Origin of the sequence: Pseudomonas sp. ES1, from assembly GCF_050586605.1 — a bacterium.
GTDB lineage: Bacteria > Pseudomonadota > Gammaproteobacteria > Pseudomonadales > Pseudomonadaceae > Aquipseudomonas > Aquipseudomonas sichuanensis.
In genome coordinates, this window is the sequence record NZ_JBOBDM010000103.1 from 1 (window position 1) to 10562 (window position 10562).

The 10562-nt window shown below is 64.0% G+C and carries 10 protein-coding genes; 4 read left to right on the forward strand and 6 right to left on the reverse strand.

Annotation, left to right across the window (positions count from 1 at the left end):
- Positions 1-796, reverse strand: a 796-nt coding sequence (locus tag ACQ4N9_RS25855; protein ID WP_430934046.1) for a phosphatase PAP2 family protein, incomplete at its 3' end; no start/stop codon positions are given.
- Between the two features lie 107 nt (positions 797-903).
- On the opposite strand from ACQ4N9_RS25855, the gene hslO reads away from it, so the two are divergent.
- The 3 genes from hslO (at position 904) to ACQ4N9_RS25870 (ending at position 4131) form a co-directional block, all read left to right on the forward strand.
- On the forward strand, positions 904-1806 hold the full coding sequence (hslO, locus tag ACQ4N9_RS25860) for an Hsp33 family molecular chaperone HslO (protein WP_125462213.1): 903 nt from the start codon (positions 904-906) through the stop codon (positions 1804-1806).
- 179 nt (positions 1807-1985) lie between these two features.
- Entirely contained in the window at positions 1986-3527 is a 1542-nt protein-coding gene (locus ACQ4N9_RS25865; protein ID WP_125462214.1) for a phosphoenolpyruvate carboxykinase, read from the forward strand.
- Between the two features lie 169 nt (positions 3528-3696).
- Positions 3697-4131: an acyl-CoA thioesterase gene (locus ACQ4N9_RS25870; protein WP_390966340.1), complete on the forward strand. Its 435-nt coding sequence runs from the start codon at positions 3697-3699 to the stop codon at positions 4129-4131.
- On the opposite strand, the gene ACQ4N9_RS25875 is transcribed toward ACQ4N9_RS25870, so the two are convergent.
- The 5 genes from ACQ4N9_RS25875 to fdhD form a co-directional block, all read right to left on the reverse strand.
- On the reverse strand, positions 4121-4774 hold the full coding sequence (locus tag ACQ4N9_RS25875) for a response regulator (RefSeq protein ID WP_390966338.1): 654 nt from the start codon (positions 4772-4774) through the stop codon (positions 4121-4123). The genes ACQ4N9_RS25870 and ACQ4N9_RS25875 overlap by 11 nt on opposite strands.
- A 93-nt stretch (positions 4775-4867) precedes the next feature.
- Positions 4868-5680 (reverse strand): CheR family methyltransferase, encoded by an 813-nt coding sequence (locus ACQ4N9_RS25880; RefSeq protein ID WP_390966336.1) that lies wholly within the window; start codon positions 5678-5680, stop codon positions 4868-4870.
- A 209-nt stretch (positions 5681-5889) separates the two neighbouring features.
- Complete coding sequence (locus ACQ4N9_RS25885; protein ID WP_125857112.1) at positions 5890-6369, reverse strand: glycine zipper domain-containing protein; 480 nt, start codon at positions 6367-6369, stop codon at positions 5890-5892.
- A gap of 356 nt (positions 6370-6725) precedes the next feature.
- A complete protein-coding gene (locus ACQ4N9_RS25890) occupies positions 6726-9071 on the reverse strand; it encodes an FdhF/YdeP family oxidoreductase (RefSeq protein ID WP_390966334.1) in 2346 nt (781 codons plus the stop codon).
- Between the two features lie 8 nt (positions 9072-9079).
- Entirely contained in the window at positions 9080-9907 is an 828-nt protein-coding gene (fdhD, locus tag ACQ4N9_RS25895; protein WP_390966332.1) for a formate dehydrogenase accessory sulfurtransferase FdhD, read from the reverse strand.
- 174 nt (positions 9908-10081) lie between these two features.
- On the opposite strand from fdhD, the gene lysM reads away from it, so the two are divergent.
- A complete protein-coding gene (gene lysM, locus ACQ4N9_RS25900) occupies positions 10082-10522 on the forward strand; it encodes a peptidoglycan-binding protein LysM (RefSeq protein WP_125857115.1) in 441 nt (146 codons plus the stop codon).
- The last annotated feature ends 40 nt before the right edge of the window (positions 10523-10562 follow it).

A 10562-nucleotide genomic window follows, 5' to 3' on the forward strand; every position in this document is an offset into this window, starting at 1 on the left:
CGGCGCGCATCACGCTCATTCGCCCGACCAACGGCAACCTGCCCAGCAGGTCGAACAGCGGCGCCGTCCAGCGCACCAGCGCCGTGCTGGCGTTGGCCGCCAGCGGCGTGTGGCAGCTCCAGCCCAGGGCCAGCACCGCCATCAGCAGGCCACCGATGTAGTCATCCTGGCCCCAGTGCGCGCCGGCCACCAGGCGTGGCAGCATGAACAGGCAGGCCAGCGCCCAGATCACCAGGTGCTGTACCAGCCGGCGGCTGAACAGGCTCATGAACAGCGCCCAGACCAGCAGCACCGAGGCATGGTCACCCGGGAAGCTCTGGCCGGAACGGTCCTTGAGCTCCCACTTGGCTTCCAGGTTCGGGTAGAGGTCGCTCAGGTGAACGGCGTTGTCGATGACCATCGACGGGCTCTTGTGTTGCCAACCCATTGCACCGACCCACTTGGAAAACAGCGCACGAATCACCACTAAGAGTAAAAGGGTCACCAGGAAGCCGAAAAACGCCTGGCGCACCTGAACTGCCTTGAATACCCAGTCGCCGCGGATCAGCAGCGACAGCATGATCACCCCGACCAGGAGGTCGAACGGGCGAAGGCTGCCGACGGCCCAGATGGAGCGCCAGAGCACATGGTCGGCCAGTGGGGCGTTGAGGCTGTGGAACAGCCACTCGTCGAAAGTCAGGCACAGGTTCTGGCCAACGGGCCATAACCAGAAACACAGTAGTGCGATGGGCACCAACGTGCAGGCTGCCAAGGGTCCCCAGGACCACCTTGCTTGGAACAGTGGTCGATTATCCATAAAATACCTCGATCTCCAGCGGGAATTAGCGCCTTGTGAGCGCTCTATGACGGACCTTTCAGTCTCCTGCAATTATTTTGTCATCATTTTCAGATAGCCAGACAACCATGAGCGACTTGCCAGATACAGATTTCACCCAACGCTTCCTGTTCGACGACCGCGACGTGCGCGGCGAGATGGTCGCGCTGGAACGCAGCTACGCCGAGGTGCTGGCCAAGCACGATTACCCGCGCCCGGTCCGGTACTTGCTGGGCGAGCTGATGGGCGCCGCTGCGCTGCTGGTCGGCACGTTGAAGTTCGATGGGCTGCTGGTGCTCCAGGCTCAATCCCAGGGGCCGGTGCCGCTGTTGGCCATCGAATACACCAGCGAGCACGAGATCCGCGGGCTGGCGCGCTATGAGGCCGAGCAGATCAAGGAGGATGCGAGCCTTGCCGACCTGATGCCCGGCGGCCACCTGGTGCTGACCATCATTCCGGTCAACGGCCAGCGCTACCAGGGCACCGTCGAGCTGGATGGCAAGGACCTGTCGGAGTGCTTCACCAACTACTTCGTCATGTCGCAGCAGGTGAATACCAGCATCACCCTGGCCGCCGATGGCGTGCGCGCCCGTGGCCTGCTGGTGCAGCAACTGCCGGCCGAGATCCACAAGGACATCGAGGAACGCGACGAAAGCTGGGCCCACGTGAAGGCGCTGGCCAACACCGTGAAGGCCGAAGAGCTGATCGGCCTGGACAACGAAACCGTGCTGCACCGCCTGTACCACGAGGACGCGGTTCGCCTGTTCGATATCCAGCCGCTACGCTTCCGCTGCAGCTGCTCGCGCGAGCGTTCCGGCAACGCCCTGATCAGCCTCGGTGAGCCCGATGCCAAGGCGCTGGTGGCCGAATGCGGCGGCCAGGTCGAGATCGATTGCCAGTTCTGCAATGAGCGCTATCTCTTCGATGCAAGCGATGTTGAGCAATTGTTTGCCGGTGGTGGCACCGACGCACCATCAGAAACTCACCACTGAAACGGTTAACTACAGGACTTTCTCCTGTCGAATTGCGCAAAAGCGCAGTTCTGACAGGAGGGGCCTACTTTTTTTGGGCGTTTCTGGCATAATCCGGCCACTTTTTTCGCTGTAGTAGTTTTTTCGAGACAACTACAAAACGTTTGGAGCACTCGGCCTCGGGCCGGATGGGGTATCTCATGACGCAAGCCAACAACACCGTGTACACCGACCTGAGCGTCGATGAGCTGGTAAAAGAAGCGCTGTCCCGCGGTGAAGGCGTGCTGGCCGATACTGGCGCGCTGGTGGTGGAAACCGGTCATCGCACCGGCCGTTCGCCGGCTGACCGTTTCATCGTCGAAGAACCTTCCACCCAGGACCAGATTGGCTGGGGCCCGATCAACCGCAAGTTCCCGGCCGACAAGTTCGATGCCCTGTGGGACCGCGTGGAGGCGTTCAACAACGCCCAGGATCACTTCGTTTCCTACGTTCACGTAGGTGCCGCAGCCGAGCACTACCTGCCGGTCAAGATGACCACCCAGACCGCCTGGCAGAACCTGTTCGGCCGTTGCCTGTTCATCAACCCTGAGCAGTACAACCCGGCTGGCCGTGGTGAGTGGCAGATCCTCAACGTCGCCAACTTCGAGTGCGTGCCTGAGCGTGACGGCACCAACTCCGACGGTTGCGTGATCATCAACTTCGCCCAGAAGAAGGTGCTGATCGCCGGCATGCGTTACGCCGGTGAAATGAAGAAAGCCATGTTCTCGGTGCAGAACTTCCTGCTGCCGGCCGCCGACGTGCTGCCGATGCACTGCGCCGCCAACATCGGCGAAGAGGGTGACGTCACCCTGTTCTTCGGCCTGTCCGGCACCGGCAAGACCACCCTGTCGGCCGACGAAAGCCGTTACCTGATCGGTGACGACGAGCACGGTTGGGGTGAAGGCGTGGTCTTCAACATCGAAGGCGGTTGCTATGCCAAGTGCATCGACCTCTCCGAGAAGAACGAGCCGGTCATCTGGAAAGCCATCAAGCACGGCGCGGTGCTGGAAAACGTCGTGATCGACGCCAACAAGCACGCCGACTACGCCGACGTGAGCCTGACCCAGAACAGCCGTGCCGCCTACCCGCTGGCGCACGTCGAGAAGGTCTCGGCAGAGAACCTGGGCGGCGAGCCGAACGCGGTCATCTTCCTGACCTGCGACCTGACCGGCGTACTGCCGCCAGTGTCGATCCTGAATAACGAGCAGGCGGCCTACCACTTCCTGTCCGGCTACACCGCGCTGGTCGGTTCCACCGAAATGGGTTCGGGCGGCGGCATCAAGTCGACCTTCTCCACCTGCTTCGGCGCGCCGTTCTTCCCGCGCCCAGCCGGCGTTTACGCCGAGCTGCTGATCAAGCGCATCAAGGCGTTCGGCTCCAAGGTCTACCTGGTCAACACCGGCTGGACCGGCGGTGGCTACGGCGTTGGCAAGCGCTTCAGCATCCCGACCACCCGTGGCGTGATCGCCGCCATCCAGAGCGGTGCTCTGGTCGGCGCCGAAACCGAGCACCTGGACATCATCAACCTGGACGTGCCGAAGGCCGTTCCGGGCGTCGAGACCGAGCTGCTCAACCCGCGCAACACCTGGGCTGACAAGGCTGCCTACGACGAAGCTGCCCAGGGCCTGGCCAAGCTGTTCATCGAAAACTTCAAGAAGTTCGAAGTTTCCGACGCCATCAAAGGCGCTGGCCCGCAGCTGTAAGCAGCTGCCGGTTCGAATGAGAAAGCCGCCCTTCGGGGCGGCTTTTTTGTTTCTGACAGTTTTGTGCTGGCTTTCACGGTGGTGCGACGAAGAGGCCGAGAAAAGCGCCCTCCAGCCCGAATATTCTGTTTCACTTAGGGCATCTGAATACCGAAACCGGGCAATTCCAATGACCGAATCCCCTCAACGCACCGCCTTCTCCCATTTCCACCCGATCCTCACCCGCCCCCAGGACAACGACCTCAACGGCCACCTCGCCGGTTCCACCGTGCACGGCTTCTTCGAGACGGCCATCCAGGGCTTCCTCGTCGAACAGGCCGAACTGGACCTGCGTGACGGCGAACTGGCCAGTTTCGTGGTCAGTTCGGCGGCAGACTTCTTCGCGCTGCCTGGCTTCCCCGACGTGCTCGAAGTGGGCCTGGGCATAACGCGCCTTGCCGGTAGCACGGTGGAATATCGCCTGGCGCTGTTCCGCCCCGGCGAGGACGACGCCTGCGCGGCAGGCACCTTGGTGCAGGTATTCGTCGAGCGTGCTTCGGGGCGCCCGGCCGCATTGCCAGAGACGCTGCAATTGATCCTCGCCGGGCTGTCGCTCAATCGTTGAGGCGGATGATCCCTTCGCGTACGGCAAACAGCACCAGCCCCGGCACGTCGTGGATCTGCAGGCGGTGCATGATCTGCGAGCGGTGCGCCTCCACTGTCTTGATGCTCAGGCCCAGGCCATCGGCGATGGAACGGGTGGTTTCGCCACGGGCGATCAACCGCAGGATCTCCAGCTGGCGGTTGGTCAGCGGCGTCTGCACCTGACCTGTCGGGCGTTTGCGGCTGTGCTTGAGGGCCAGGTCGATGACCATCGGCAGCACCGCCGATGACAGGTACTGGCCGCCGTGGCGCAGGGTCTGCAGGGCCTGCTCCAGCTCACCCACCGAGGCATTCTTGAGCAGGAAGCCATGGGCGCCGAGTTGCAGGCAGTTGAGCACGTGTTCCAGCTCGGAGCGTGCGGAAAACATCAGCACACGGCTGGCCGGGGCGCGAATGAACAGTTCCTGCAGGGCTTGCTGGTTGTCCAGCTCACCGCTCATGTCGAGCACCACGATATGCGGCTTGAGTTTCTCGGCGAGGTTCACGGCGGCCATGGCATCGCCGGTGTCGCCGACCACGGCGAAGTCCTTTTTCTGTTCAAGCAGGGCGCGCAGGCCGGCGCGAAAGAGCGGCGAATCGTCGGCAAGCAGGATACGGCAAGGCATGGGTCAGGGCCTGTTTCGCAAGGGAAGGGGGGGCGGCAGGCCGGCACGATCCGCATGGGCACTGCGGCGCGGGGGCGCAGTCAGTGCCTCTGATCATAAGCGTTCGAACACCGAGGGCAGCAAGGGGCGCAGGGGCAGGTCCAACTCGTGGATGCTCTCGCTGTGCCCGATGATCAGCAAGCCGCCGGGGCGCAGCTGTGCCAGCACACGCAGCAGCACCTCGCACTTGTACGTTGGGGCGAGGCTGGACAGCAGGTTGCGCAGCAGGATGGCGTCGAACTGGCCGAGCCGTTCCGGCAGAGGCTGAATCAGGTTGATCGCCTCGAAGCCTACCTGCCCGCGCAGGGCGGGGGCGACGCGCAGTCGCCCGGCCATTTCACCCACCCCGCACAGGCAGTGGCGGGCCAGCCAGCCTTCCGGGAAGTAGCGGGCCTGGGCAATGTCGTAAATGCCGGCGGCTGCGTGCTCCAGCAACTGCGGATCGAAATCGCTGGCCAGCACCTGCCAGCCTGGGTGGCGGGCGTTTTCGGCGGCGACCATGGCCAGGCTCCAGGCTTCTTCACCGGTGGCGCAGGCGGCGCTCCAAAAGCGCACTGGGTGCTGGAGTTCAGCCAGCCAGCTGGCCAGCCATTCGAAATGGCGGTGTTCGCGGAAGAAGTAGCTGTCGCGGGCTACCAGCAGGCGCAGCAGGTGCTCGTGTTCCGTTGCGCCCTGTTCGCTGTCGAGCAGGGCCAGGTAGTGTTCGAAGTCTGCCAGGCGATGGGCTTTCAGGCGCTTGTGCAGCCGCGCTGCGACCACTGCCCGGCGGTCGTTGGCCAGGTGTACGCCGGTCGCCTGCACAACCCGTTGGCGAATGCGGGCAAAGCTGGCTTCGCTGAGCAGTGGCGGGCGAGTGCGGGTGGGCATGTTTCAACCTCCCAGGGCCGGAGGCGAGCAGATGAAGAGGGGGCTGATCGCGCGCATTCCCTGCGTCCTGTTCAAGGTGGAAGCAGGGAATGATAACTAGTGGCTACTGGCCTCCATATCGGGGCGGCCCCTAATCCTCGGGCATTGGCGCAAACGAAAAGGCCCCGCCGATGAGGGCGGGGCCTAGGCGCAAGGCTTAAGCCTGGCGATCAGTCGCGCCAGTGGCGCTTGTGCTTGCGGTGGCCGTAGTGGTGGCCGCGGTCGTAGTAACGGCGATCATCGTAGTCGCGGCGATAGCGACGCGAATCGCGGCGTTCGTCTTCGTCGGCCTTGTTGCCCATGTAGTTACCCAGCGCGCCACCGGCGCCGCCGCCGGCGGCCGCACCGATATAGCTGCCAGTGGTGCCGCCCACGGAGCGACCAACCACGTTGCCGCCCGCAGCGCCCAGCGCGCCACCGATGGCCGCTTCGCCACGCTGGCGCTTGTCGGCACCCAGGGCACCGCCGGCAGCGCCGCCCAGGCCGGCACCGATGGCGCCGCCGGTGCTACCACCGATGGAGTTGCCCACCACGGAGCCCAGTACCCCACCCAATGCGCCGCCAATGCCGGCCTCGGTGGTGCCGCCTGCCATGGCCACGCCGCTGAGCAAGCTGAAAGACAACAACAGAATCGAGGAGTACTTCTTCATCAAGAGAGCCTCAGAGGGATGACGAGGCGGAATTTGAGGCCCGGCGAAGCGGCTGGCAATGGAAATCCGACGAGTAGCACGAGTTGTACACAATTCTCTAAGTTATTGAATTATGTATGAAACTTTCCTGAATTTCGGTGGTCTGAGGCCTTTATGACAAAGCCCTGATCCATTGCGGACAGGGCTTTTTTTGTGGGCGTTCGGAGCTCCATCGCCGATTAGAAGGCTACGCCTGTAGGAGCGGCCTTGTGCCGCGAAAGGGTCGCGAAGCGGCCCCAGTATTCAACTACGCAACAAGAATCGCCGCGGCTGCTGCGCAGCCCTTTCGCGGCACAAGGCCGCTCCTACAGATGGGGTCAGATGATCCGCCCGTCGTCCCGCGCCCGTTCGAGCTTGATGGCAATGAACTTGGACGTCGGTGTATGGCTGCCCTCGCCAATGCTCTCCAGCGGCACCAGCGGGTTCACCTCGGGGTAATAGGCCGCTGCCTGCCCGGCAGGAATGTCGAACGCCAACAGGGTGAAGCCATGTACCCGGCGTACATGCTCATCCCCCCACAGCGACACGATGTCGACCTTCTGTCCCGGCTGGAAGCCCAGGCGGACGATGTCGGCTTCGTTGGCGAACAGCACGTCGCGCTGGCCGCGTACGCCGCGGTAGCGGTCGTCCATGCCATAGATGGTGGTGTTGTACTGATCGTGCGAGCGCATCGACTGCATGATCAGGTCCGGCAACTGGCCGCTGGCGCGCACCCGCTCGTCGAGCAGGCTGTCGGGCAGCAGGTTGGCCTTGAAGTTGGCGCGGCCGGTGGCGGTTTTCCACTGGCGGCTGGCGGCGCTGTTGCCCAGGTAGAAACCGCCCGGCAGGCGCAGGCGCTCATTGAAGTCGGCAAACCCCGGGATGGTGTCGGCGATCAGCGCGCGAATGCGATCGTAATCGGCCACCAGCCAGTGCCAGTCGACCGGCTGCTTGCCCAGGGTGGCGGCGGCGATGCCGGCGACCACGGCGGGCTCGGAGCGCATCTGCCTGGACAGCGGCTTGAGCTGGCCGTTGGAGGCATGGACCATGCTGAACGAGTCCTCCACCGTGACCGCCTGCGGGCCATCGCTTTGCAGGTCGATATCGGTACGGCCCAGGCACGGCAGGATCAGCGCCTGCTTGCCGTGGACCAGGTGGCTGCGGTTGAGCTTGGTGCTGATCTGCACGGTCAGCTCGCAATTGCGCAGGGCCTGGGCGGTGCGTTCGGTGTCCGGGGTGGCCTGGGCGAAGTTGCCGCCCAGCCCGATGAACACCTTGGCCCGGCCTTCGAGCATGGCGTGGATCGCTTCGACGGTGTTATGGCCGTTGTGGCGCGGCACGCTAAAGCCGAAGCGCTTTTCGATGGCGTCGAGCAGGAACACCGGTGGGCGCTCGTTGATGCCCATGGTGCGGTCACCCTGCACGTTGCTGTGGCCGCGTACCGGGCACAGGCCTGCGCCGGGGACGCCGAGGTTGCCGCGCAGCAGCATCAGGTTGACGATTTCCTGGATGGTCGGCACCGAGTGGCGGTGCTGGGTGATGCCCATGGCCCAGCACATGATCACCCGCTTGCCTTTGCAGTACATGCGCGCCGACAGTTCGATGTCGCTCAGGGCAAGGCCGGACTGCGCCTCGATCTGCTCCCAGGGCGTGGCATCCACCACCGCCAGGTACTCGTCCACGCCATGGCCGTGCTCGGCGATGAAGGCGTGGTCGAAGATTGCCGGTTCGCCCTTGGCCTGTGCCTCGCGCTCCCACTGCAGCAGGAACTTGGCCATGCCGCGCAGCAGTGCCATGTCGCCGCCCAGGGCCGGGCGGAAGAACGCGGTGTTGGTCGGGCGATCGCTGTTGGTCAGCATCTCCAGCGGGTTCTGCGGGTGCTGGAAGCGTTCCAGGCCACGCTCTTTGAGCGGGTTGACGCACACCACCTGGGCGCCGCGCTTCACCGCGTCACGCAGCGGGTCGAGCATGCGCGGGTGGTTGGTGCCGGGGTTCTGGCCCCAGACGAAGATCGCGTCGGCGTGTTCGAAGTCGTCGTAGGTGACCGTGCCCTTGCCCACGCCAACGCTCTGGCCCAGGGCAACGCCGCTGGCCTCGTGGCACATGTTCGAGCAGTCGGGGAAATTGTTGGTGCCGTAGGCGCGCACGAACAGCTGGTAGAGGTACGCCGCCTCGTTGCTGGCCCGGCCGGAGGTATAGAACTCGGCCTGGTCGGGGCTGGCCAGGTTGTTCAGGTGGCGGGCGATCAACGCGAATGCCGCGTCCCATTCGATCGGCTGGTAGCGGTCGGTGACCGGGTCGTAGACCATCGGTTCGGTCAGCCGGCCCTGGTATTCAAGCCAGTAGTCGCTTTGCTGGCGCAGCGCGCTGACGCTGTAGCGGGCGAAGAAAGCCGCGTCGACACGGCGCTTGGTGGCTTCCCAGTTGACCGCCTTGGCGCCGTTCTCGCAGAACTTGACCATGCCGCTCTCGGGGGAGTCGCCCCAGGCGCAACCGGGGCAGTCGAAGCCGCCGTTCTGGTTGGTCTTGAGCAGGGCGCGCAGGTTCTTCAGGGCGTTGTCGCTGCCGACCCAGGCCTTGGCCACACTGCGCAGCGCGCCCCAACCACCGGCGGGGCCGGGGTAAGGCTTGTAGCGAGGGGAAGAGGCGGGGGCGTTGTCCGGGAGTTTTTCGTACGAGGTCACGGCTGTTACTACTCCGCCGCTGGGCTGAATACCCGCGGTGCGCTGTGTTTGGGCAGGTGGATAAGGTTGAGGTTGTGCTTGCGTGCCCATTGCAGAGCCAGGCCGGTAGGCGCCGAGAGGCTGACCAGGGTCTGGATGCCGGCGCGCAGCACTTTCTGGATCAGTTCCAGGCTGCAGCGGCTGGTGACGATGGCCAGGCCACCCGTGGTGTCGATGCGCTGGCGCAGCAGGGCGCCGATCAGCTTGTCCAGGGCGTTGTGCCGGCCGATGTCCTCGCGGCCCAGCAGCAGCTGGCCATCGCGGTCCATGAACAGCGCGGCGTGCACAGCGCCGCAGTGCTGGCCAAGGGGCTGGAAGGCATCGATGCGCTGGCGCAGGTCCTTGAGCCAATGGGCCGGGGGCAAGGGGGCCCCGGGCAGTGCCGTCAGTTCGGGCAGCGCCTGCTCCAGGGCTTCCACACCGCATAGGCCGCAGCCACTGGTGCCGGCCATCTGGCGGCGCTGGTTCTTGAGGTCCCAGAAGGCACGGCTGGAAATTTCCAGGTCGGCATACAAGGCCGAGCCGCTGCCGGAGAGCTTCACGTCGTAGATTTCGTCAGTACCGCTGACGATGCCGCTGCCGACGCTGAAACCGACCGCGAAATCTTCAAGGTCGGTGGGGCTGACCAGCATCACCGCCTGGTTGAGGCCGTTGTAGACGATGGCCAGCGCGACTTCCTCGGCCAGCGGCGTGCTGTCACGCGCAGCATCGGTGAGTTCGAGGTAGTCGTAGGTGTTGCTGGCGGCGGGCAGATCGAATGACGAGGGCGCCGCGCAGACCGGAGGCTTGCTGTTCATCGGGGCGAATACCGGCGGCAGTTTGATGCCACAAGCCTAGGCCGCCGGGCAGGTGGCGTCTAATCGCTAGCGTCTATGCCGTGATAGACCGCGTCGATTGGTCGCACAGGGGCGCAGGGCAGGATCCTGGCCTAGACTCCTGCTTCCACGGATTCACCCTAAAAGGAGCGCCACATGAGCCTGTTCAGTTTCGTGAAGGAAGCCGGTGAGAAGTTGATCGACCTGCTGACCCCGGGCAATGCCAATGCCGAGGAGCAGCTGAAGAAACACGTCGAAAGCGTTGGCCTGGGCAACCCGAACATCTCGGCCACTGTAGAGGGAGACAAGGTCATCCTCAAGGGCGAGGTGAGCAGCCAGGAAGAGAAGGAGAAGATCATCCTGGCGGCCGGCAACATTGCCGGTGTGGCTGCGGTGGAGGACCAGATCACCGTCACCGGGCCGATTGCCCAGGCGGCGGTGTTCGTCACCGTGGTGAAGGGTGACACGCTCAGTGCCATCGCCTTGAAGGTGTATGGCAATGCCAACCAGTACAACAAGATCTTCGAGGCCAACAAACCGATGCTCAAGCATCCGGACAAGATCTATCCGGGGCAGGTATTGCGTATTCCCAATTAATCATCATCGCCTGATCCGGCCCTTTCGCGGGTAAATCGCA